23 protein-coding genes are annotated in these 22532 nt (G+C 57.4%); 7 read left to right on the top strand and 16 right to left on the bottom strand.

Annotated features, from left to right (window positions below):
* Positions 1–33 precede the first annotated feature (33 nt).
* The 11 genes from ABIE60_RS10935 to ABIE60_RS10885 all read right to left on the bottom strand — a co-directional run bounded on the left by ABIE60_RS10935 (position 34) and on the right by ABIE60_RS10885 (position 10620).
* Entirely contained in the window at positions 34–801 is a 768-nt protein-coding gene (locus ABIE60_RS10935; protein ID WP_354469440.1) for an ABC transporter ATP-binding protein, read from the bottom strand.
* Positions 785–1567, bottom strand: coding sequence for a siderophore ferric iron reductase (locus ABIE60_RS10930; RefSeq protein ID WP_354469439.1), 783 nt, complete (start codon positions 1565–1567; stop codon positions 785–787). The genes ABIE60_RS10935 and ABIE60_RS10930 overlap by 17 nt, the downstream gene beginning before the upstream one ends.
* A 161-nt stretch (positions 1568–1728) precedes the next feature.
* Positions 1729–3237, bottom strand: coding sequence for a fumarate hydratase (locus ABIE60_RS10925; protein ID WP_354469438.1), 1509 nt, complete (start codon positions 3235–3237; stop codon positions 1729–1731).
* Positions 3238–3355: 118 nt separating this feature from the next.
* Positions 3356–4228, bottom strand: a complete 873-nt coding sequence (locus ABIE60_RS10920; protein WP_354469437.1) for a prenyltransferase — start codon at positions 4226–4228, stop codon at positions 3356–3358.
* Positions 4229–4310: 82 nt separating this feature from the next.
* Complete coding sequence (gene trhP, locus ABIE60_RS10915) at positions 4311–5672, bottom strand: prephenate-dependent tRNA uridine(34) hydroxylase TrhP (protein WP_354469436.1); 1362 nt, start codon at positions 5670–5672, stop codon at positions 4311–4313.
* A 22-nt stretch (positions 5673–5694) separates the two neighbouring features.
* Positions 5695–6264, bottom strand: coding sequence for an RNA 2',3'-cyclic phosphodiesterase (thpR, locus tag ABIE60_RS10910; protein WP_354469435.1), 570 nt, complete (start codon positions 6262–6264; stop codon positions 5695–5697).
* A gap of 52 nt (positions 6265–6316) precedes the next feature.
* Positions 6317–6931, bottom strand: a complete 615-nt coding sequence (locus ABIE60_RS10905; RefSeq protein WP_354469434.1) for a glutathione S-transferase family protein — start codon at positions 6929–6931, stop codon at positions 6317–6319.
* Position 6932: 1 nt separating this feature from the next.
* A complete protein-coding gene (locus ABIE60_RS10900) occupies positions 6933–7808 on the bottom strand; it encodes a hypothetical protein (RefSeq protein ID WP_354469433.1) in 876 nt (291 codons plus the stop codon).
* A 116-nt stretch (positions 7809–7924) separates the two neighbouring features.
* A complete protein-coding gene (gene groL, locus ABIE60_RS10895) occupies positions 7925–9571 on the bottom strand; it encodes a chaperonin GroEL (protein WP_354469432.1) in 1647 nt (548 codons plus the stop codon).
* A 68-nt stretch (positions 9572–9639) separates the two neighbouring features.
* Entirely contained in the window at positions 9640–9933 is a 294-nt protein-coding gene (locus ABIE60_RS10890) for a co-chaperone GroES (protein WP_091821661.1), read from the bottom strand.
* Between the two features lie 213 nt (positions 9934–10146).
* The gene (locus ABIE60_RS10885) at positions 10147–10620 is read right to left on the bottom strand and encodes an FxsA family protein (RefSeq protein WP_354469431.1); all 474 of its coding nucleotides are present in this window, start codon (positions 10618–10620) and stop codon (positions 10147–10149) included.
* A gap of 297 nt (positions 10621–10917) precedes the next feature.
* Here ABIE60_RS10885 and ABIE60_RS10880 point away from each other — a divergent pair, with 297 nt between their 5' ends.
* Positions 10918–11679, top strand: coding sequence for an SDR family oxidoreductase (locus ABIE60_RS10880; protein WP_354469430.1), 762 nt, complete (start codon positions 10918–10920; stop codon positions 11677–11679).
* A gap of 115 nt (positions 11680–11794) precedes the next feature.
* A complete protein-coding gene (locus tag ABIE60_RS10875; RefSeq protein WP_354469429.1) occupies positions 11795–13135 on the top strand; it encodes an AmpG family muropeptide MFS transporter in 1341 nt (446 codons plus the stop codon).
* 44 nt (positions 13136–13179) lie between these two features.
* Here ABIE60_RS10875 and ABIE60_RS10870 read toward each other — a convergent pair whose 3' ends face one another.
* Positions 13180–13662, bottom strand: coding sequence for a YajQ family cyclic di-GMP-binding protein (locus ABIE60_RS10870; protein WP_091821678.1), 483 nt, complete (start codon positions 13660–13662; stop codon positions 13180–13182).
* Between the two features lie 81 nt (positions 13663–13743).
* Here ABIE60_RS10870 and ABIE60_RS10865 point away from each other — a divergent pair, with 81 nt between their 5' ends.
* The 3 genes from ABIE60_RS10865 to ABIE60_RS10855 are packed head-to-tail and all read left to right on the top strand — an operon-like array spanning position 13744 to position 16034.
* A complete protein-coding gene (locus ABIE60_RS10865) occupies positions 13744–14658 on the top strand; it encodes a ketopantoate reductase family protein (protein ID WP_354469428.1) in 915 nt (304 codons plus the stop codon).
* Positions 14655–15464, top strand: a complete 810-nt coding sequence (ppk2, locus tag ABIE60_RS10860; RefSeq protein ID WP_354469427.1) for a polyphosphate kinase 2 — start codon at positions 14655–14657, stop codon at positions 15462–15464. Before ABIE60_RS10865 ends, ppk2 begins: the two co-directional genes overlap by 4 nt.
* A gap of 9 nt (positions 15465–15473) precedes the next feature.
* Positions 15474–16034 (top strand): cob(I)yrinic acid a,c-diamide adenosyltransferase, encoded by a 561-nt coding sequence (locus tag ABIE60_RS10855; protein ID WP_354469426.1) that lies wholly within the window; start codon positions 15474–15476, stop codon positions 16032–16034.
* Positions 16035–16043: 9 nt separating this feature from the next.
* Here the strand turns inward: ABIE60_RS10855 and ABIE60_RS10850 are convergent, their stop codons facing one another.
* Positions 16044–17588, bottom strand: a complete 1545-nt coding sequence (locus tag ABIE60_RS10850; protein ID WP_354469425.1) for an HDOD domain-containing protein — start codon at positions 17586–17588, stop codon at positions 16044–16046.
* Between the two features lie 301 nt (positions 17589–17889).
* Between ABIE60_RS10850 and ABIE60_RS10845 the strand changes: the two genes are divergently transcribed.
* The gene (locus tag ABIE60_RS10845) at positions 17890–18465 is read left to right on the top strand and encodes a Z-ring associated ZapG family protein (RefSeq protein ID WP_354469424.1); all 576 of its coding nucleotides are present in this window, start codon (positions 17890–17892) and stop codon (positions 18463–18465) included.
* A gap of 35 nt (positions 18466–18500) precedes the next feature.
* Here ABIE60_RS10845 and ABIE60_RS10840 read toward each other — a convergent pair whose 3' ends face one another.
* Positions 18501–19262, bottom strand: coding sequence for a Nif3-like dinuclear metal center hexameric protein (locus ABIE60_RS10840; RefSeq protein WP_354469422.1), 762 nt, complete (start codon positions 19260–19262; stop codon positions 18501–18503).
* Positions 19263–19347: 85 nt separating this feature from the next.
* On the opposite strand from ABIE60_RS10840, the gene ABIE60_RS10835 reads away from it, so the two are divergent.
* Positions 19348–20496 carry a Do family serine endopeptidase gene (locus ABIE60_RS10835; RefSeq protein WP_354469421.1) on the top strand — a complete coding sequence of 383 codons (1149 nt, stop codon included), beginning with the start codon at positions 19348–19350 and terminating at the stop codon, positions 20494–20496.
* A 73-nt stretch (positions 20497–20569) separates the two neighbouring features.
* Here the strand turns inward: ABIE60_RS10835 and hisD are convergent, their stop codons facing one another.
* Entirely contained in the window at positions 20570–21874 is a 1305-nt protein-coding gene (hisD, locus tag ABIE60_RS10830; protein ID WP_354469420.1) for a histidinol dehydrogenase, read from the bottom strand.
* Entirely contained in the window at positions 21871–22521 is a 651-nt protein-coding gene (gene hisG, locus ABIE60_RS10825; protein WP_354469419.1) for an ATP phosphoribosyltransferase, read from the bottom strand. Before hisG ends, hisD begins: the two co-directional genes overlap by 4 nt.
* Positions 22522–22532 lie beyond the last annotated feature (11 nt).

Raw genomic sequence — 22532 nt, 5'->3', positions numbered from 1 at the left:
TCTTACATCGACGTAAAAAAATAGACATTGTTTTCAAGCAACCACGGCCACAGGCAGATCCCGTTCGGGATGCACACACAGGCGAATATTGATGTTATAAAGGCTGGATAGAGTTTGTTCACAGAGCATCTGTGTCGGCTCACCGTCAAAGGCGGGCACTCCCTCTTTGAGGGCAAGAATACGGTCGGCGTAGCGCATGGCCAGGTTGATGTCGTGCAGGATCACCACAACCCCGCGACCTGTTTCCCGGTTGAGCCGATAGAGCATCGACATGAGTTCGTATTGATGCGACAGATCCAGTGCCGATGTCGGCTCGTCCAGCAGCAGAAGCGGAGACTGCTGTGCCAGCAGCATCGCCACCCAGGCGCGCTGACGCTCACCACCTGACAAGAGGTCGGTCATCTGATCAGCGTACTGAAGCACATCCGTCTGTCGCATAGCCACTTCTGCGCAGCGATGATCCTCATGGCTCCAGCGGGCCAACAGCCCTCGCCAGGGATAACGCCCTTGCAGCACCAGCTCACGCACGCTCATGCCCGCTACAGCCGGCAGCTGCTGGGGCAGAAAGGCGACTTCACGCGCCAGCTCTCGCTGAGAATAGGCCGACAAGGCGCGGGCATTCAGCTCCACGCGCCCTTCATCCGGCGTCAGCTGCCGTGCCAGCAGCTTCATCAGCGTGGACTTGCCGGAACCGTTATGGCCCAGAATCACGGTTATCTGATCAGTGGCAAGGCGCAACTGATCAAGAGAAAGGATGGTTCGCCCTCCTCGATGGATACGAATATTATTCAGCTCCAGCATCCGGACTCCACTCCTCCTGCAAACGTTTGATGCGCAGCGCCATCGGCTGACGCGGACAGGTTTTGCACAACTCACCATCCTGCCGGCGGTAATGCTGGCAACAGGCCTTGCGATCAAGCGCCAGCTCTCGGCCACCGTGCGGCAAGCTGAACATCATCAGCGTACTGGCCCCCTGCAAGCCAGTACCCTCCAGCCAGTGCTCTGCAAGCAGACGTATGTCGGTGTGATTGCACTGCATCAGTGAAGAACGCATGCGCAACAGGGTTGCCAGGATACGATCGGCCAGCAGGCGCCTGAGCAAAGCGGGGTTAACCCTGATCTGCTGCCCTAGCTCAGCAAGCAGGGATTCACACGCCTCTCGCAGATGGGCCATCGCCTGACGACGACATGCAACCCGCCCATCGATCGCCCCATTCCCAAGCGTCATGCCCACGACAAGCGTACCGCTGCGATGTTGCCCAACCTGTGCCAGATTCAGCGTCTGTTGCAGTAACTCGGTCGCCAGCAACGCCAGCAGTACCGGCTGCCAGATCATCAAGTTCCAGGCGCGTGCACTCCAGTAATGCCGTCCAGCGTCCGGATATTGCTGCTGCAGAGCCTCTATCAACCGGCCAATCTCATGACTGTTTCCCCTGTTGAACACCATCAGCTCAGGTCCCAGGCTTCCCTGCTCAACATTTAGGCCGGGCAGAATACGTCGACACAGCTGAATCAACTGCGCTTCTGAAGGCTCGGGTAATCTGCTGACAGCCTGTACCGGTACCACACCATCTCCTGAATCGGCTCATTAGGCCGGCCAGAATAATTGTATATGATATAAATAACAACGATTCGCATTATAAATTATGGTCAGGACTATATAGCCGATACAAAAAAACCCGCCGAAGCGGGTTTTTTGATTGGTGTGCTACTTAACGCGAGACAGGCTCACACCGCCTTGTGGGCGATGATGTCCTTCCACTTGGCCGGGCCGGTGGTGTGTACGGATTCGCCTGAAGTATCAACTGCTACGGTAACCGGCATATCCTTCACTTCGAACTCGTAGATCGCTTCCATACCCAGTTCCGGGAAGGCGATAACATCGGCATGAGTAATCGCCTTGGATACCAGATAGGCGGCGCCGCCCACGGCCATCAGGTACACGGCCTGGTTGTCCTTGATCGCGTCAATGGCGATCGGGCCGCGCTCGGACTTGCCGATCATACCCAGCAGTCCTGTGCTTTCCAGGATCTGGCGGGTGAACTTGTCCATGCGGGTAGAGGTAGTCGGGCCAGCCGGGCCCACCACTTCGTCACGGACCGGATCGACCGGGCCCACGTAGTAGATGAAGCGGCCTTTCAGATCCACCGGCAGCTCTTCGCCGTTGTTCAGCATTTCAACCATGCGCTTGTGCGCGGCGTCGCGACCGGTCAGCATCTTGCCGTTGAGCAGGATGGTCTCGCCGACTTTCCACTCTTTTACCGCTTCCGGGGTGATCTCGTCCAGGTTGACGCGGCGAGTGTTGGCACCGACCTCGAAGGTCACTTCCGGCCAGTCATCCAGGCTCGGCGGCGTCAGCACGGCCGGACCATTGCCGTTCAGGGTGAAGTGGGTGTGACGAGTAGCAGCACAGTTCGGGATCATGCACACCGGCAGTGAAGCGGCGTGAGTCGGGTAATCCTTGATTTTCACATCCAGAATGGTGGTCAGACCGCCCAAGCCCTGAGCGCCAATGCCCAAGGCGTTGACCGCGTCCATGATCTCCAGACGCAGTTCTTCAACTCGGTTCTGCGGGCCACGCTCGCGCAATTCATGAATGTCGATCGGATCCATCAGGGATTCTTTCGCCATCACGGCCGCTTTCTCGGCAGTACCGCCGATACCGATGCCCAGCATGCCCGGCGGGCACCAGCCGGCCCCCATGGTCGGTACGGTCTTGACGATCCAGTCAACGATGCTGTCGGACGGGTTGAGCATCGCCATCTTGGACTTGTTCTCGGAACCGCCACCCTTGGCCGCCACGTGAACTTCCACTTCGTCGCCTTCAACGATTTCGTAGTGAATCACCGCCGGGGTGTTGTCCTTGGTGTTCTGACGCTTGCCGGCTGGATCAGCCAGGATGGAGGCACGCAGTACGTTGTCCGGATTCATGTAGGCGCGACGAACACCTTCGTTGACCATGTCGGTCACGGACATTTTGGCGTCCCACTGTACGTTCATACCCACTTTCAGGAACACGGTCACGATGCCGGTATCCTGACACAGCGGACGGTGGCCTTCGGCACACATGCGGGAGTTGATCAGGATCTGCGCCATGGCGTCTTTTGCCGCCGGGTTTTCCTCTTTCAGATAGGCTTCGTGCACACCCTGCACGAAATCGATCGGGTGATAGTAGGAAATGAACTGCAGCGCATCGGCGATGCTGCTGATGAAATCATCCTGGCGAATAACGCTCATTGACGACTCTCCAATCTGGCTGGTTTGGGTTCACTGAGGTCGGGCCAGTCCAGGGACTGGCAGAATCTGGGGCAGCATTATACACCAATTTGGCCCCTTAACTTCTCGGGTATTGGTATTAGAACAGGGGCGGCAACGGGTCGATCAGCGCTACACAAAACAACAGGCCGAAGCCCAGCAACAGTCGTGCCGTGGCAGGTGTCAATGCTGAACGCTGCTGCGGCTGTGCATTGAGCAGGCCGACCGGCTTCAGCGTCAGGAGCAGACTCGGCAGCAGCCAGAAGGCACCGGGCAGCAGCCCCAGCGCCAGCAGCAATGCCAGCAGCAGATAGGCGAGCGCCAGCAGCACGCAGTAAAGCCGCACCGAGAAATGATACCCGGCTCTGACTGTCAACGTATTGTGACCGTCGCGCTGATCGGTTTCGTAATCTCTCAGCTCATTACTCAACAACAGCAGAGAGACCAGCAAACTCACCGGCAGCGATTGCAGCACCAGTTCAGCCGTCACTGATGCACCCAACGCAACGGCACTGCCGCTGATCATCAACACACCCATCAACCAGAACACCAGCACCACACCAAGCCCACGACTTTTGTAGTTGACCGGCTTGAGGGTATAGCCCAGCGCGCCCGCCAGTCCCAGCAAACAGAGCAACAGAAAGTTAACGCCTCTCAGGCTGACAAAATAGAGCGCTATAACACTGGCCAGCAGAAAACAGAGCATGCCCAGTCGAAAGTGACGCTGCACGGCACGTACCTTCCACTCGCTGTCGGGATAGCGACGCAGCAACGGCAGATCACTGTAGTCATTGATCAGGTTTACGCCAGCCTGCAGCAGCACGCCACTGACCAGTACCAGCACTGCCTGCAGCGAGTTGAATTGCCCCTGCTGCCAGGCCAGCAGCAGGCCGATCGAACAGGTGACAAGCGCGACCGGGAAGCTGAACGGGCGCACCGCACCGATGAAGGTATATTTGTCAGGAGTTTTCATTCAGGCCAGCTGCCCAACAAGGGTTATTCAAAAAAATGGGGAGCAAGGGCTCCCCACTGGATTGCGTGCGAGTCAGTGTGTATCAGCCACGCGCCGGCGCGTTGGGCAGATCACGCATCAACAGCGCGTAGGTCATGTCGGTATCGAAGTCGACCGGAATACGCATGCGATGCCCGGAGCCCGGGGCCACGTCAGCTGCCTGACCTTTCTTGTCCAGCATTTCCTGCAATACAAAACGCTTGTTGCCGGCGGGTGTCATCAACTCCAGGGTATCACCCTTCCTGAAGTGGTTTTTCACATCCACTTCGACGAAGCCGGTCTGCGCATCATGGCCGATGATCTCGCCCACAAACTGCTGATGCACGCCAACGGAGTTACCGGTTTCGTAGTTCTGATACTCATCGTGCACATGACGACGGTAGAAGCCTTCGGTGTAGCCACGGTTGGCCAGATTTTCCAGCGTATCCATCAGACTCATGTCGAACGGTTTGCCTGCCACCGCATCGTCGATCGCCTTGCGGTAGGCCTGAGCGGTGCGCGCTACATAGTAGTGCGACTTGGTGCGGCCTTCGATCTTGAGCGAGTCCACACCCATCTCGGCCAGCTTGTGCACATGCTGGATGGCACGCAGGTCCTTGGAGTTCATGATGTAGGTACCGTGCTCATCCTCGAACGCCGGCATGTACTCGCCGGGCCGGGTCTCTTCCTGCAGCAGGAAGATGCGATCGGTGGGCTTGCCCTCACCCAGCGCCGGTTGAGCTTCGTCGGCCTGCGCATTGGGATCGAAGGACTGTACCGGCACCACATCACCGGATTCGTCTTCCTTCGCTTCGTGTGCGTCGTACTTCCAGCGGCAGGTATTGGTGCAGGTACCCTGATTGGGGTCACGGTGGTTGATGTAGCCGGACAACAGGCAGCGACCGGAATAGGCGATGCAGAGCGAACCGTGCACGAACACTTCCAGCTCCATCTCAGGACACTGCTGACGGATCTCGGCGATCTCGTCCAGCGACAGCTCGCGGGACAGGATGATGCGCTCGATACCGGCCCGGTGCCAGAACTTCACCGACGCCCAGTTCATGGTGTTGGACTGTACCGACAGATGGATCGGCAGATCCGGGTACTTGTCCTTCACCATCATGATCAGACCGGGGTCGGACATGATCAAGGCATCCGGCCCCATCGCAATGACCGGATCCAGATCCTTCATGTAGGTTTTGAGCTTGGAGTTGTGCGGCATGATATTGCTGGCAACAAAGAATTTCTTGCCCATCTCATGCGCAATGCGAATCCCTTCGGCCAGGTTGTCGTGCGTAAAGTCATTATTACGCACCCGCAGGCTATAGCGGGGCTGACCCGCATAAACCGCATCGGCCCCGTAGGCAAATGCATACTTCATGTTTTTCAGTGTCCCGGCGGGGGACAGCAGTTCAGGTGTTCGCATAGAGTCTGTGTAATCTGAGTAGTTATAGGGCCTGGTTGCAGGCAGACAGGTGAACCTCAAACAGGGGTGTGTAAATGGAGCCACGCTCACCCGGGCGGCTCTGAAACAACACCACTGAATCCGCCGGTGTGGTCAGTCCCGGTTGCGGCCAGCAATCGGGCACCTCGAACCGGTTACTGGCCGGCAAACGGGCCAGCGTAATATGAGGTTTGAAATCGCGCTCATCATACCGAATTCCAGCTTCCTTGGCGATCTCGACCATCTGCCGGTGCAGCTCCATCAATGGCTCGCTTTCGCTCGTCAGCGCCGCCAGTACGGCCAGACGCGGATTGGCCTTATAATAGGCCAGCCGATCCAGCTGCACCATAAAGCTGCCCTGCCGCTTGAGCCGCTCACGGCACAACTGTTCCAGTTCGGTCACCTGATCCAGTGTCACCTCACCTGTAAAACAGAGCGTTAGATGATAGTTGGCCGAGTCAACCCAGTGGGCATCCAGACCGCGATCATAGGCACACAGCGTATCGGCGCAGTCGGACAGCGGCCGCGCAATCCGCTCAGGTACAGGCAGTGCAAAAAATGTTCTCAGATTCATGTCGTATGGCTGCTCAGTGCCAGCAACGGCACGAGCAGCCTTTACCTTCCTGTTATTTTGCGGCTTTTGCCATCAGTGTCTTCTGCGCCGGATGCGACAGTACAGACTTGATCCAGCGATGCACCTCGGGATAGGCGCTGTAGTCAAATCCACCCAGTTTGGGCCAGCTCAGCACCATGGCGCCATGAATGTCCGCAATGGTGAAATGATCGCCACTGACCCATTCACGTTCCTGCAACTGCTGCTCCAGCGTCGGCAGAAAACGGTTCAGCTCGCTACTCGCGCGCTCAATCACTGACTGATCAGGGTTGTCCTTGTTGAACTTGAACTGGATCAGCATATCCAGTGCCGGCACTTCCATCTGATTGCTGACAAAGAGTGACCAGCGCAGGATATCCGCTTCTTCTTCCGGAGTCGTGCCCCAAAGACGACCGTTGCCGTACTTGCGCGCCAGATAGAACAGAATCGCCTGCGTCTCGAACAGCACCAGATCACCATCCACCAACGTCGGAATTTTTCCGGTCGGGTTCAATGCACGGTATTCACTGGACTGGGTCTGTTCACTGCGCGGCAGCATATCCACCGCTTCATACTCCAGCCCCAGCTCTTCAAGCGCCAGCATCACCATGCCGGCACGGGAAAATACACTGCCATATACCTTGATCATGCTACTGCTGCTCCACTTTGAGTTGCAGATTGTTCAACTGCTGTCGAATACGCAACAGATCCTGATTGATCTGGCGTCGGGTACCATCAATTGCGCTGATCGCCTGTTCATTCTGGCGAATGCGTTGCGCCAACTCGGCGCTGCCGCCCTGCCCGTCCTGCAGGCCGGTCAATTGCTGAGTCAGCTCCTGCTGTACCTTGAGCCGACCTTCACTCTCCACTTTCAGGCCCTGTTCCAGCGTGCTCAGCTGCTGTTCCAGCCCCTTAAGTCGAGTGTCCAGCCGTTGCTGCGTGCTGCTGGCAGCAGCCTTTGCAGCGCTGGCCTCTTCAAGCGCCTTACCTGCCTGAGCCGCCTGCTGGCGGACCGATTTCAGACTGCTGCCCAACTCGGCCAGAGAGCCCTCAAGTGTTTTCAACTGTTCGGCATGCGCATCCAGCTGAGGCTTGTTACGCTGATAGGCAATGGTCCACAGCTTGGCAATTTCAGAGTCAACATGGGTCACCCGCTCATTCACACGCCCACTCAGGTCTTCCAGCCGCTGCTGCAGCGTCTGACCGGATTGAGCGGCGCTGTCAGACGTGACCTCCAGCATTTCCTCCAGCACCTCTACCCGCTGCTGTGCCTGAGTCAAATCCTGCTCCAGCTGCTGCAAACGCCCCTGGTGTTCCGTAAGCGTGAAACCCAGGTAACCCACCCCGGCTACCAACAGCAGCAGGATCAACGTTATCAGAAGGCTGCCGCCCCGCCCCGCTCCAGCAGGAGCGGGCGCAGCCGCCGCACGTTCAGGGGCGACACTGGAAGAAGAGCGGGACACCGGCTCGGCCGCTATCGATTCCAGCCCGGCCGTGTCCAGGCCTGGCTCCTTGCGTTCACTCATGATGTTTCGATTTCTCTGTCGGCGTTAAGCGCTCAACCCTAGCAGGTTTGCCGGGAACGAAAAAGCCCCGCGTATGCGGGGCTTTCAGGGCCATCAAAGGCGTGAGGGAGGCTGAATTACATCATGCCGCCCATGCCACCCATTCCGCCCATGCCGCCCATGTCAGGCATGCCACCGGCGTTCTCTTCCGGGTGGTCAGCAACCATGGCTTCGGTGGTGATCATCAGACCGGCGATGGAAGCAGCCGCCTGCAACGCAGAACGGGTTACCTTGGCCGGGTCGATGATGCCCATTTCCATCATGTCGCCGTACTCTTCGGTACCGGCGTTGAAGCCGAAGGCGCCTTCACCTGCACGTACCTTGTCAACGACTACAGAGCCTTCGCCACCGGCGTTGCCCACGATCTGACGCAGCGGCGCTTCCATGGCACGCAATGCCAGCTGGATGCCGATGGTCTGGTCATGGTTGTCGCCTTCCAGGCCTTCCACCTTGCTCAGGGCACGGATCAGGGCAACACCACCGCCCGGTACCACACCTTCTTCAACCGCAGCACGGGTCGCGTGCAAGGCATCGTCAACGCGGGCTTTCTTCTCTTTCATTTCCACTTCAGTGGCAGCACCCACCTTGATTACGGCCACACCGCCTGCCAGCTTGGCAACGCGTTCCTGCAGCTTTTCACGATCGTAGTCAGACGTAGTTTCTTCGATCTGGGTACGGATCTGCTGTACACGTGTCTCAATATCAGCTTTGGTACCGGAGCCATCGACAATCACCGTGTTTTCCTTGGTGATGTTGATGCGCTTGGCAGTACCCAACTGTTCCAGGGTCACGGTTTCCAGGCTCAGGCCGATCTCTTCAGAGATCACCTGACCACCGCTGATCACGGCGATATCCTGCAGCATCGCCTTGCGACGGTCGCCAAATCCAGGGGCCTTGACGGCACACACCTTGACGATACCGCGCATGGTGTTGACCACCAGCGTCGCCAGCGCTTCACCCTCAACATCTTCAGCTACGATCAGCAGCGGACGGGAAGACTTTGCAACCTGCTCCAGTGTTGGCAACAGTTCACGAATATTGGAGATTTTCTTGTCTACCAGCAGGATGAACGGGTCTTCCAGCTCAGCTGACATGTTCTCCTGGTTGTTGATGAAGTAGGGAGACAGGTAGCCACGATCGAACTGCATACCTTCAACCACATCCAGTTCGTTATCGAAGCCGGATCCTTCTTCAACAGTGATGACACCGTCCTTGCCAACACGCTCCATCGCTTCAGCGATGATGCGGCCGATTTCCGGATCAGAGTTTGCAGAGATGGTGCCCACCTGCGCGATCGCTTTGGAGTCTTCGCAAGGTACAGACATGGCTGCCAACTGCTCAACAACCGCCTTCGCAGCCTTGTCGATGCCGCGCTTGAGGTCCATCGGGTTCATGCCGGCGGCAACGGACTTCAGGCCTTCGTTCACGATCGCCTGAGCCAGAACGGTTGCAGTGGTGGTACCGTCACCGGCCACATCGTTGGCCTTGGAAGCGACTTCCTTGACCATCTGTGCACCCATGTTCTCGAACTTGTCTTTCAGTTCGATCTCTTTGGCGACGGATACGCCATCCTTGGTCACAGTCGGTGCACCGAAGGACTTGTCCAGTACCACGTTACGGCCTTTCGGGCCCAGAGTTGCCTTTACTGCATCAGCCAGGATGTTCACGCCCTTGAGCATGCGCTGACGGGCATCATCACCAAAACGTACGTCTTTAGCAGCCATTGTTCACTAGTCCTGTATTCAGTATCGAGTTAATAAGTTGACGATTTGAGCGACGCGAAGCTGAGCTTTCAGTCTTCCAGGACGCCGTAGATCTCACCTTCCTGCATGATCAGCAGTTCATCACCATCGACCTTGACGGTGTTGGAGCCGGCATACTGACCGAAGAGGATCTTGTCACCCACTTTTACGGAAGGCGCCTGAATCTCACCGTTGTTGAGAGTCCGGCCCGGACCTACTGCCACGACTTCGCCACGGTTGGGCTTCTCGGCTGCAGAGCCCGGCAGCACAATACCGCCAGCCGTAGTGGTCTCTTCTTCGCTGCGGCGAACTACAACACGGTCGTGAAGTGGACGAATTTTCATCTGGTTGTTCTCCTGGTATCTAGGATCCAATGCGATGTTGTTGTTAATGCGGACGCGATGCGCGACCCGAATTCAGGTTGCAACGTTAATGGGGGGAGCCTGCCGGCTTTTCAATGCCTGAGCTGCAACTTTTTTTGCAGCTGCAGAGCTCTCCATCCTGCAGCAGGAAATGGGGGGGACAGGGGGTGTTTTCAAGGGGCCGAACAGGATTTTTTATCGATCGCGATGCGTGATTTCACCCTCAATCGGATCACGCTCCTCAACTGTTCTGTAATCATCCGGGTCTGCTGTATACACATGCACATCATCGGTCTGATGCCGGTGGGTGGCCGCCACAACGGTGAAACGACTGATCAGGGGTTTGATCAAGGCGCGGCGTGCGGCCGGGATCAGGCAACTGAAGCCGATCACATCCGTCACAAAGCCCGGAGTCACCAGCAATGCGCCACCCACCGCAAGCAGGATCCCTTCGGCCATCTCCTGTCCCGGCACCTCACCCTGATCCATGCGCTGCTGGGCGCGCGCCAGCGTCGACAGCCCCTGGTGACGCAGCATGTTGACACCGATAAAGGCAGACAACAGCACCAGTCCAACGGTGTACCAGGCGCCTATTGCCTGCCCCACCTGAATCAGGACGGTGATTTCAATGATTGGAATGATGATGAACAACAGAAAGAGAAAGCGCATGTGACTCCTGCAACGCAAGCTGGGTATATCAATCGGACAGTCACATGATCGCTCAGTTCAGACCCAAAGTCATGCTGCCGCACCCACTCCGCCCATATAAGAGAAAACCCTTATTTTACAAAAAGTTAAGTCTTATACCGCAATCAGCGTGTAACACCTAAACCCTTCATTATTAATACATTTCATGACTTTATTGCGACACATATAGACTTTTTGGACGATGCAAACTAAATTGTTGCACTGCAATATGTTGCGGCGCACAATAAGAAAGTACCCATTTATGAAAGGGGATTCCTGATGGAACTCAAAGATAAAGTAATCGTTGTAACCGGCGGCGGTCGAGGCCTGGGCCGTGCCATGGCACTGGAACTCGCTGACAAGGGCGCCAAGCTGGCACTGGTGGATCTGAACCAGGACGACCTGGAACAGACTGCAGGCCTGTGCATGGAAAAGGGTGTCGAGGCGCGCACCTACACGGCCAACGTCGCTGAAGAGGCTGACGTCGAGAAACTGTTTACTGATATCGTCCGCGACTTCAGCGGCATCAACGGTCTGGTCAACAATGCCGGCATCACCCGTGACGGCCTGTTCATCAAGGCCAAGGATGGTCAGGTGGTCGGCAAAATGTCGATGGAACAGTGGAATCAGGTTATCGCCGTCAATCTGACCGGCACCTTCCTTTGTGCGCGTGAAGCCGCTGCCAAAATGATTGAGCTGGGCTGTGAAGGCTGCATCATCAACATCTCTTCCGTTTCACGCTCCGGCAACATGGGCCAGACCAACTACACGGCCACCAAGGCTGGTGTCGAGGCCATGGCGGTCACCTGGGCCAAGGAGCTGGCGCGCTACGGTATCCGTGCAGCCTCCATCGCACCGGGCTACATCGGCACCGAGATGGTGATGAGCATGAAGCCGGAAGCACTGGAAAAGATCGCGTCCGGTATCCCGGCCAAGCGTCTGGGCAAACCGGAAGAGATCGCCAAAACCGTCACCTTCATTCTCGAGAACGACTACGTCAATGGTCGCTGTCTCGAAATCGATGGCGCTCTGCGTATCTGATCGCCTTCAGGCAGTGCCGGTCATCGTACCGGCCTGCCACCCCCTCCCGTCACTGTCGCTTCAACCTCTTTCCTATATACTCGTGCCTTTCTGAATCAGCCGGACCTGCCCCCCTATGCCGCAATCCTGGAGAGACACCTTCGCACGCTACCGCGATATTCGCCTGCTGTGGATCTTTCTGATGGGATGCTCCAGCGGCTTTCCCTTTGTGCTGATCGGCAGCAGCCTCAGTGGCTGGCTGGCGGACGCCGGCACCAGCCGCGCTGATATTGGCCTGCTGGGCACAGTAGCCACCGTGTATGCGATCAATTTTCTTTGGGCACCACTGGTCGACCGTGTCAGGCTGCCGCTGGTTGGCCGCCTTGGGCAAAGGCGCAGCTGGATTTTCACCACCCAAATACTGATGTTGCTGTTCGTGTTGCTGATTGCCACTGTGGACCCGGCTTCCAACCTTATTCTGGCTGGCGCGTTGGCCTTGGGTATTGCCGCCAGCTCAGCCACGCAGGACGTGGCCATCGATGCTTTTCGAATTGATCAGTTTGCGCGTCATGAAAAGGAAAAGCTGCCCCCGGCTGCCGCCATGGCGATTATTGGCTGGTGGACCGGCTACTCCTGGCCAGGCTATCTGGCCTTTGTGCAGGCCGATCGCATTGGCTGGAACGGGGTTTACCTGCTGATGGCCGGCGTCATTCTTCTGCTGATGCTGTTTACCCTGATCGTACGAGAGCCGGTCACCTCACGTGACCTGTTGCAGGAGCAGGCCGATCGACGCTACCAGCAAGAGTTGCACAGCTCGAAAGTCGCTGCCTGGCTGATGGTAACCGTGGTGGAACCGTTCGCCGAGTTTTTCCGCAAGAACGGCATCAAGGTCGCATTGATGCTGATGCTGTTCATCTTCCTGTTCAAGGTAGGTGAGGCCTTTCTCGGCCGCATGTCGATTGTGTTCTACAAGGAGGTCGGCTTCAGTAACGAGCAGATCGGCGAATATACCAAGATGTTCGGCTGGTTTGTGACCGTCAGTTTTACCCTGCTCGGCAGTGCCTTTAACACCCGTTTTGGTGTTGTGCGTGGCCTGTTGCTCGGCGGTGTGGCGATGGCGTCAAGCAACCTGATGTTTGCGGTGATCGCTGCCGTCGGCCCGGTCGAGTGGCTGCTGGTCCTGACACTGATTGTGGATAACTTCACCACGGCATTTTCGACTGTGGCGTTTGTCTCTTTCCTGACCCTGCTGACCGGCCGCGCCTTCAGTGCTACCCAGTATGCACTGCTGGCCTCACTGGGCAATCTCAGCCGGACCACGCTGGCCGGTCTCAGTGGCTATAGCGTTGACTGGCTGGGCAGTTGGGAGCGGTTCTTTATCGTCACGGCACTGATGGTTCTGCCATCACTGCTGATGCTCTGGACCCTGCGGCATCGGTTTGATGCCATAGCCGTTGAGGCTGACAACAGACATTAGCGCCATGCGCCGAGGGGCCGGGCACGCAGCCCGGCCCCGCTCAATCAGTCGCGGAAGTTGTTGAACTGCAGCGGCAACTCAACATCGGACTCGCGCAGCAGCGCGATCGCTTCCTGCAGGTCATCACGTTTTTTGCCGGTCACGCGCACCTTGTCACCCTGAATCTGAGTCTGCACTTTCAGTTTGGCATCCTTGATCACCTTGCTGATCTTCTTGCACAGTGGCTGATCAAGCCCCTGGCGCAGAACCACTTCCTGCTTCGCTTTCACTCCGCCCAGATCCGGATCTTTTATTTCCATGCACTTGATATCGATCTTGCGTCCGGTCAGCTTGGCTTTCAGCATTTCCAGCATCTGCTGCAGCTGGAAATCCACCTCCGCCTCCAGTGTCACCACTTCACCACTGAGCTCATACGCCGCCTTGACACCCTTGAAGTCATATCGACTCTGCAGTTCACGGTTGGCCTGATCGACCGCGTTGGTGACTTCATGCATATCCAGTTCAGACACCACATCAAATGAAGGCATTACAACTCTCCTGTTAATATCGGTTTCATCCCCGCCTGAAACGGGGCTAAGATCATGTTTTTTTGGACCTGCGGAGTACCCATGCACTGGTACATTCTTGGCGCTGGCGCGATTGGGCGCCTCTGGGCCTGCCTGTTCGAGCACGGCTCGGTACCAACGACCCTTATGCTGCGTGACAAGGCTGCGCTGGCCCACTGGCTGCATGGCAACGGCATAGAGCTGCATGAGTCAGGCCAGATACAGCGTTGCTCACCCGAAGCGGAAACCATCAACAGCCCCGACCCGATCCGGCACCTGCTGGTCACAACCAAGGCCTATGATACCCTGACTGCGCTGCGCGCCATACAGCATCGACTGCAACCCGACTGTCAAATTGTGCTGTTGCAGAACGGTATGGGGCAGCAGCAGGCCGTGCTTGATCTGCTGCCCGACTGCCGCCTTTGGGCGGCCACCACCACCGCCGGCGCCTGGCGAGAGCCACCCAACAGGCTGCACTGTATCAGTCGCGGTGAAACCCTGATCGGCCCGCTGAGCCCGGCCACACCTGTCCTGCCCGATGACTGGGACCGGTTGCCGCTGACACTGAACGGCTGTGACGAAATTCTACCGGTACTCTGGCGCAAACTCGCCATCAACTGTGCCATCAATCCGCTGAGTGCTTTGGAAAACTGCCGTAACGGCGAACTGTTGCATGACCCGCGCCGCCTGCAACTGCTGCGACAGATTTGCACTGAAGTTGAGCAGGTTGCCACTGCCGTCGGTATCACACTGTTTACCGGCCCCCTGTACCGACAGGCTGAAGCGGTAGCGCACGCGACAGGCGACAACCTGTCCTCTATGCTGCAGGATATACGCCACAAACGACAGACGGAAATCGAACAGATCACCGGTTACCTCTGCCATCGAGCATCTGAACATGGCATCGCCACCCCACTGAACACGGCCCTGCTGCAACAGATCAGAACACTGACAATGGAAAGGGAACCCCCAGGATGACTGAACCGCACACACCGGAATACCCCTACGGCAAGAAGCTCAAGCGTGACATCTATGAGGCGGAGAAACGTGAGCTGCAAATTGAGCTGCTCAAGGTACAGCGCTGGGTACGCGAAACAGGCCAGAAGATTCTGATCATTTTCGAGGGGCGCGATGCTGCAGGCAAGGGCGGCACCATCAAGCGTTTCATGGAACACCTCAATCCGCGCGGCGCCCATGTCATCGCACTTGAAAAGCCAACCGAGCGAGAGAAGTCGGAGTGGTACTTCCAGCGTTACATAAAGCATCTTCCTGCCGCTGGCGAGATCATTCTGCTGGATCGGTCATGGTATAACCGCGCGGGGGTCGAGCGTGTAATGGATTTCTGTACCCCATCGGAGTACCTGGAGTTCATGCGCGAGGCCCCGGAACTGGAGCGCATGTTCGTGCGCAGTGGCATTCGACTGTTCAAGCTCTGGTTTGAAGTCAGCCGCGAGGAGCAGTTCAATCGCTTCCAGTCACGCCGTACCGACCCACTCAAGCACTGGAAACTGTCCCCGGTTGATCTGGCATCACTGGACAAGTGGGATGCCTATACCGAAGCCAAGGAGTCGATGTTCTTTCATACCGACACGGCAGACGCCCCCTGGACCATCATCCGCTCTGATGACAAGAAACGTGCGCGCCTTAACGCAATGCGCCATATTCTCAGCCATCTGCCCTACCCGGACCCGAATCCGGAGATTCAGCTTGAACCCGACCCCCTGATCGTACAACCGGCCCATATCAGCCTGCAGCAGCGAAATCCGTCCACGGAGCAACACTAAGGAGCCCACATGAGTAACCGTCTCACCCGAATCTATACGCGCAGCGGCGACAGCGGCACCACCGCTCTGGCCAATGGCCAGCGCATCCCCAAATATCACCCGCGCATCGAAGCCCTTGGTGATGTGGATGAGCTCAACAGCCTGCTGGGGCTGCTACTGGCCGAACTTGATACGACAGACAACCTGTCGCCACTAATGCAACGTATTCAAAATGATCTGTTTGATATCGGTGGCGAACTGGCCGTGGCTGACCCGAATTACAGCGTAATTACGCAGGACGTGGTGCTCTGGCTTGAACAGCAGCTGGACAGCCTCAATACCGAGCTGCCTCCACTGGAAGAGTTTATTCTGCCCGGCGGCAATCGTGCGGCCGCACAGGCCCACCTCTGCCGCTGTGTCTGCCGCCGCGCCGAGCGTCGAGTCGTTGAGCTGGCCGGAACCGACAGCATCAATCCACACAGTGCGGCCTATCTCAACCGGCTGTCAGACCTGCTGTTCGTGTGTGCCCGTACCCTGAGCCGCCTCAATGGTGGCAGTGAAGTACTGTGGCAGCCACGCCGACCGAGCTAGGCTCAGGCACTACCGCCGATGGCGCAGGACCTCCAGCCCAAGGCGGGCCTGCACCAGAAACTGGTTGAATACCCGAAATTCCTGATCCTCGACAATACTCCCCGGCGCAATTTTGTCGGCATAGATCAGGCCAATCACCCGGTCATTGACGGTCAGGGGTGCCATAATGAAGCCGCGCGGATCCACCTGCTGTATGAACTCGGCCGGCAGGCGATCACGCCAGCCCGGCTCATCGGTATCAGGAACCAGAAGGGTCATGCGTTTATCCATCAGACGAAAGAACAGCGTTGCCCACTCATCGTCACGCCTTAGCTGAAAAAATTGACGCAGCGGCCGCCCATCGGCGCCCGATACCAGCTTTGCCCTCAGCTCCTTGCCCTCGGCACCGAGCATACAGAACGTCGAACGTTCCAGGGCGCAGCTTTTTACGATCGCTTCGACAGCCACTTCCAGCAGGCTGGTGGCACCGGCCTGCTCACTGATCAGCTCGTTGAGGCGCTGCAGGTAGATCAGCTGCTGCTCCATCCAGTGGGCCTTTTCATCGATCTGAACCGACTCCTGTGGCGCTGACACAGTCTCCGGGTCGCGTCGGCGAGCCTCGCGGGAGTGAACATAGTAGGCCAGTTTGCGGGTCGCCTCATCCAACGTGGCATCTTCGGACGCCTCGACCCGAGGACTGATGGTACTGTGCCTGAGACCATACTCCTCGGCCAGATCACATACCTGACGAAATGCTTCGCTGACATGCTGATCCAGGCTGTCCACCGGCTGACGGGTGGCTGATGCCAGATCCAGCATCAGCTCGGTATAATCCAGGTCACCGGAGGTATCACGTCGATAGATCAACTCCAGCAGGTCATGACAGCCGGCGGCCAAACGGTGGTTAAGCTTGTCCTTGCCATGCAGCTGGTCCGCTGACAGCGGATCCATCGCCTGGACTACGGTCTTCGGAAAGCCCCAGCTCTGGGCAAGGTCCTGACCTATGTCACTGAAGTGTCCACCCAGCGTCTGCAGCTGGATACGTGGCCAACCCTCTCGCTTCAGGCCTCGCTGACGCAGCATTTCGCGGTAGGTATCCGGCAAGGTGAAGGCGACGATAATCTCCCCCAACCCGTAGAGAAGACCACAGATGTAGGTTTCCTCGATATCCACAGCTCCGGCAGCGGCTGCCATTTCCCGGGCGATGGAAGCATTGAGAAAAGCACTGATCAGCAACTGCTCAATGCCGGTATCCGGTTGCTCATCCCGGAAACTTTCGATCAGCTTGAGGGTCATGCAGAGATTGTGGATCCGCTCAAAACCGATCAGCACAACCGCTCTGGAAACGGCACTGATCTTGTCCTGACCACGGTTATAGGTGCGCGTATTGGCGATTTTCAACAGTTTGGCGGATAGATTGGCATCTTTCATCACCGCCATGGCCAGCGCCATGGCATCACTCTGCCGGGAGCTGCTGACCTGACGAATACGGTTAACCGTGGCACTGAATACCGGCAGGTCACCCAGACGATCCAGGCGAGCATAGATGGCGTTAAGAGTTTCCTGGTATTTCAATCTAACCTGTCCTCACTGCAAGACACTGTCGCAAGTGGACGGCATTGTATCAGAGTTACCCGATCACGCCTTGATCCAGCGGGTACAGATCGGCACCTTATTGACCCTGTACGGTCGAAGGTGCGCTGTAACTGACACCCGGCCACGACACGGCTGCTGGTACAGTATAGCCGAACAGCCACTCGACCAACCGCCTATGGACATGGCTCTTGCGGCAGTAATAATGGTTCATGCATGGGTTTCGGGATCGCTTTACTTTAATATGAACCCGTTAACAGATTTTGTGATTGAGGACTGAGGCGTGGAACAAAGCAACGTATGGATTATCACGCTGGTTGCCCTGGCGATCGGCGCCCTCATCGGTTATCTGCTGGGTCGGGCCGGAGGCTCCTCCAGCCGCGAGCAGGAGCTGGTGGATGAGCTGGACAGCGCCCGCAGCGAGCTTGAACAGTACAGAACAAAGGTCGGCCGTCATTTCGAGGAAACGGCCGAACTGGTTAACGGCCTGAGCGAACAGTACCGCAAGGTACACCAGCATCTCGCCAGCAGTGCCGAGTCGCTTTGCCCCGGGCTGCCGGCATCGATGGCACTGCAGCATGAGGCGCCGTCTAAACTGGGTCAGGACATTCCAACCGTGACAGATGCGCTTGATAACAGCGAACAGGAAGAGCTGCCGGAACCACCGCGTGACTACGCTCCGAAGAAGTCCGACGAAGCGGGCACCCTGTCTGAAAGTTATGGCTTGAGCCGCAAGGAGCAGGCAGAAGCAGACGAGCACACGAAAGCGCCTGCCGCCCATGACCCTACCGCCTACGGCGATGATGCACCGGAGGATGATTCCGACAAGCGCCCTTCAGAGCCCAAGCTGAAAAATTGAGCCCATGTGCTCTTGTGTTCAGGGCTTGGCAGGACTCACACCGGGTTGTCGATATCGACAAACCGGTGTTCCAGCCCAAACTGCACAGCCAGATGCTCTCCCAGGGCCTGCACACCATAACGTTCGGTCGCATGATGACCCGCGCCGATGTAGTGAATCCCCGCTTCGCGCGCAATATGTACCACGGGCTCTGAAATCTCGCCGCTGATGTAGGCATCCGCACCCTGTGCCAGCGCATGCTCAATCATCCGCTCGGCAGCCCCGGTACACCAGGCGACCGTTCGAATATCATGGCTCCCGCCACTTATAACCTGTGGACTGCGACCCAATACATGGCTGATGCGCTGCTCCAGTTCCTGCAGTGACAGACCTTGCTCAAGTCGTCCCACATTACCAATCGCCGGCACGGCCCCGGGCTCAAGTGGCCCCTCCACCTTGAATCCCAGCAGCTCAGCAAGCCTGGCATTGTTGCCCAGTGTCGGGTGCGCATCCAGCGGCAAATGATAGGCCATCAAATTGATATCATGCTGCAGCAGGGTTTTCAGACGCCGCTGCTTGATCCCCGTCACCACCTGTGGCTCGCCTTTCCAGAAGTAGCCATGGTGTACCAGCACCAGATCAGCCTGCCACTCAACGGCAACATCCAGCAGTGCCTGACTGGCTGTTACCCCCGTGAGAATACGGCCCACCCGGGAGCGCCCCTCTACCTGCAGACCGTTGGGACAATAATCGCGGAAACTGCCGACCTGAAGCAGCTGGTCACAATAATTAACCAGCTCGTTGATATTCATCGACATTGATTCCTCCATCAATTTTCAAAACAAGGCATACAACCGTATAATCAGCCCAGTCTGAAATGATTTACAGGTGCAATCAAGCAAGATGCGCAGAGTATCCTATCTCATCTGGCCAGTGGTAACCGGCATTCTTGCCGCCCTGCTGATACTGCAGTTTTATCCACAGCTGATCTCACCGCCTGTCACCACCGTCGAGATCCGCGAAGCGGCCTCATCCGAGCAGGCACTGCCTGTACGGGAAGGCGTGGTCTCCTATGCTGATGCGGTCGACAGGGCAGCTCCCGCGGTGGTCAATATCTATACTCGCACGGTAGTTCGCCAGCCGATCAACCCTCTGTTGAATGATCCTTTTTTCCGCAACTTTTTCAATGCCGACCAACTGCCACAACGCGAACGGATAGAGTCCAGCCTTGGTTCTGGCGTGATTCTGAATGAGCAGGGTTATGTGGTCACAAACAATCACGTCATCAGCGGAGCTGACAGTATCGTGGTGGCGCTGCGTGATGGCCGAGAGGCACAGGCCAGGATTGTCGGCCTTGATCCGGAAACGGATCTCGCCGTCCTCAAGATTGAGCTGACTGACCTGCCCAGCATCACACTGGCGGCCAATGATGAACTGCGCATCGGGGATGTAGCACTGGCGATAGGTAACCCCTTCGGAGTCGGCCAGACCGTTACCATGGGGATCATCAGTGCCACCGGACGCAACCGTCTGGGTCTGAGCACTTATGAAGACTTCATCCAGACCGATGCTGCCATCAACCCCGGTAACTCTGGCGGGGCGCTGGTCGATGCACACGGCAACCTGGTCGGCATCAATACCGCCATATTTTCCAAATCCGGCGGCTCGCAGGGAATCGGCTTTGCCATCCCATCGTCGCTGGCAAGACAGGTGATGCAGGACCTGATCAGCCATGGCCGTGTCGTCCGCGGCTGGCTGGGTGTGGAGATTCAGGAGCTGACGCCACGACTGGCCGAATCGTTCGGTGCCGGTGATCGACCCGGCCTGATCGTGGCCGGCATATTCCGTAACGGCCCAGCCCATCAGGCGGGGCTTCAGCCCGGCGACATTTTGCTGCAGGTTGAAGGCGAACCGGTCACCACCAGTCGCGCTACCATGAACCGGATTGCACGCTTCAAACCCGGACAGAAGATTGCACTGGGGGTCCTGCGGGACGGTCATGAGATGACCGTTACAGCCAGTATTGGTGAGCGCCCACCCAGCCGTAATTGACACACCTGCCACTGAAACAGATAAAGGCTCCCGTGGGAGCCTTTATCGTGTGTACGGCACCTGGCTATCGCTGTCAGTTCTTGATCCGATACTCGGCCGAGCGCGCATGGGCGGTGAGGCTTTCGCCACGCGCCAGCACCGACGCCACCTTACCCATCTCTGAGGCACCATCGGCGGAAAACATGATCAGCGATGAGCGTTTTTGGAAGTCATAAACCCCCAGAGGAGACGAGAACCGGGCCGTGCCGGAGGTCGGCAACACATGGTTGGGACCGGCACAGTAGTCACCCAGCGCTTCCGCTGTGTAGCGACCCATGAAGATGGCGCCGGCATGGCGAATCTGTGGCAGCAGTACGACCGGGTCTTCCACCGACAGCTCAAGGTGTTCCGGAGCGATACGATTGCTCAGCTCTGCCGCCTGATCCATATCGGCAACCTTGATCAGCGCAGCACGGTTCTGCAGCGAAATTTCAATGATTTCACGTCGCTCCATGGTTGGCAGCAACTTGTTGATACTGGCCTCGACCTGGTCCAGATAGTCGGCATCCGGGCAGATCAGAATCGACTGCGCATCCTCGTCATGCTCGGCCTGCGAAAACAGGTCCATTGCGACCCAGTCCGGGTCGGTCTTGCCGTCGCATACCACCAGGATTTCGGAGGGGCCGGCAATCATGTCGATACCAACAGCACCAAAAACGGCACGTTTGGCTGTCGCGACAAAAATGTTGCCCGGGCCCACGATTTTGTCTACCCGCGGCACCGTTTCAGTGCCATAAGCCAGTGCAGCCACCGCCTGTGCACCCCCAAGGGTAAACACACGATCAACACCCGCCAGCGCTGCCGCTGCCAGTACCAGCTCGTTAAGCACGCCTTCAGGGGTGGGTACAACCATAATGATTTCACGCACACCCGCCACATGGGCCGGCAGTGCATTCATCAATACCGAAGAGGGATAAGCCGCCTTGCCGCCGGGCACGTAGATACCGACACGGTCCATCGGCGTAATCTGCTGACCCAGCATGGTGCCATCGGCCTCCGTATACTGCCAGGATTCACCCTTCTGTCGCTCATGGTAGCCACGAACCCGTTCGGCCGCTTTTTCCAGAGCAGCGCGCTGATCAGCCGGCAGACCATCCAGTGCCTGCTGCAAACGCGCCTGCCCCAGTTCGAGATCCTGCATTGAGCTGGCACTGGTGCGGTCAAAGCGGTTGGTATACTCCACCAGTGCAGCATCACCATCGGTACGCACGCGGCCAATCACCTCATTGACGATCGCGTTGACCTTGTCGTCTGACACACTTTCCCACGCCAACAGCCGGCTTAACTGCTGATCGAAGTCGGACTGTGCCGCATCCAGACGTTGAATGGAGATACTCATGCTGCCCCCTCCCGACGTGCATCGATCGCCTGCTGCAACTGATCCAGAATCGGCTGGATCAGCGCGTGTTTCATTTTCATTGAAGGCTGGCCAACCACCAGGCGAGAGCTGATATCCGCAATGTGCTGCATGGGTTCAAGACCATTGGCGCGCAGGGTGTTGCCGGTATCAACGATATCCACGATCCTGTCGGCCAGCCCCATGATCGGCGCCAGCTCCATCGCACCGTACAGTTTGATGATATCAACCTGTTGCCCCTGACGGGCAAAGTATTCCCGGGTCAGGTTGACGAACTTGGTCGCCACTTTCATCCGACCTTCAACCGTTGCCGCATTCTTCATTCCGGCCACCATCAGCTGACACTTGGCGATTTCGAGATCCAGTGGTTCATACAGCCCTTCGCCGCCGTGCTCCATCAACACATCCTTGCCTGCCACACCCATATCGGCACCACCGTATTCAACATAGGTGGGTACATCGGTTGCCCGAATGACCACCAGCTTGATATGGGAGTGGTTGGTATCGAAAATCAGCTTACGGCTGCTGAATATGTCCTCAGCCGGTACGATATCGGCCGCTGCCAGTAACGGCAGGGTCTCTTTCAGGATGCGCCCCTTGGACAGGGCGATAGTCAGCTGTTGTTTCATTGGCCTCTTCG

It is taken from the genome of Marinobacterium sp. MBR-109 (genome assembly GCF_040547565.1).
Taxonomy (GTDB): Bacteria; Pseudomonadota; Gammaproteobacteria; order Pseudomonadales; family Balneatricaceae; genus Marinobacterium.
The sequence above is the reverse complement of the archived record's forward strand: the minus strand, read 5'-3'. Positions and strand labels throughout refer to the sequence as shown.

Bases quoted from the DNA above. Each gene is read 5' to 3' on its own strand.
- ABIE60_RS10905 (WP_354469434.1), bottom strand. From the start codon at position 6,931: ATGATCAAGGTATATGGCAGTGTATTTTCCCGTGCCGGCATGGTGATG.
- ABIE60_RS10875 (WP_354469429.1), top strand. From the start codon at position 11,795: ATGCCGCAATCCTGGAGAGACACCTTCGCACGCTACCGCGATATTCGC.
- ABIE60_RS10855 (WP_354469426.1), top strand. From the start codon at position 15,474: ATGAGTAACCGTCTCACCCGAATCTATACGCGCAGCGGCGACAGCGGC.
- ABIE60_RS10840 (WP_354469422.1), bottom strand. From the start codon at position 19,262: ATGTCGATGAATATCAACGAGCTGGTTAATTATTGTGACCAGCTGCTT.
- ABIE60_RS10880 (WP_354469430.1), top strand. From the start codon at position 10,918: ATGGAACTCAAAGATAAAGTAATCGTTGTAACCGGCGGCGGTCGAGGC.
- groL (WP_354469432.1), bottom strand. From the start codon at position 9,571: ATGGCTGCTAAAGACGTACGTTTTGGTGATGATGCCCGTCAGCGCATG.
- ABIE60_RS10920 (WP_354469437.1), bottom strand. From the start codon at position 4,228: ATGAAAACTCCTGACAAATATACCTTCATCGGTGCGGTGCGCCCGTTC.
- ppk2 (WP_354469427.1), top strand. From the start codon at position 14,655: ATGACTGAACCGCACACACCGGAATACCCCTACGGCAAGAAGCTCAAG.
- trhP (WP_354469436.1), bottom strand. From the start codon at position 5,672: ATGCGAACACCTGAACTGCTGTCCCCCGCCGGGACACTGAAAAACATG.
- ABIE60_RS10835 (WP_354469421.1), top strand. From the start codon at position 19,348: ATGCGCAGAGTATCCTATCTCATCTGGCCAGTGGTAACCGGCATTCTT.
- ABIE60_RS10900 (WP_354469433.1), bottom strand. From the start codon at position 7,808: ATGAGTGAACGCAAGGAGCCAGGCCTGGACACGGCCGGGCTGGAATCG.
- ABIE60_RS10885 (WP_354469431.1), bottom strand. From the start codon at position 10,620: ATGCGCTTTCTCTTTCTGTTGTTCATCATCATTCCAATCATTGAAATC.
- thpR (WP_354469435.1), bottom strand. From the start codon at position 6,264: ATGAATCTGAGAACATTTTTTGCACTGCCTGTACCTGAGCGGATTGCG.
- ABIE60_RS10865 (WP_354469428.1), top strand. From the start codon at position 13,744: ATGCACTGGTACATTCTTGGCGCTGGCGCGATTGGGCGCCTCTGGGCC.
- ABIE60_RS10925 (WP_354469438.1), bottom strand. From the start codon at position 3,237: ATGAGCGTTATTCGCCAGGATGATTTCATCAGCAGCATCGCCGATGCG.
- hisG (WP_354469419.1), bottom strand. From the start codon at position 22,521: ATGAAACAACAGCTGACTATCGCCCTGTCCAAGGGGCGCATCCTGAAA.
- ABIE60_RS10935 (WP_354469440.1), bottom strand. From the start codon at position 801: ATGCTGGAGCTGAATAATATTCGTATCCATCGAGGAGGGCGAACCATC.
- ABIE60_RS10870 (WP_091821678.1), bottom strand. From the start codon at position 13,662: ATGCCTTCATTTGATGTGGTGTCTGAACTGGATATGCATGAAGTCACC.
- hisD (WP_354469420.1), bottom strand. From the start codon at position 21,874: ATGAGTATCTCCATTCAACGTCTGGATGCGGCACAGTCCGACTTCGAT.
- ABIE60_RS10890 (WP_091821661.1), bottom strand. From the start codon at position 9,933: ATGAAAATTCGTCCACTTCACGACCGTGTTGTAGTTCGCCGCAGCGAA.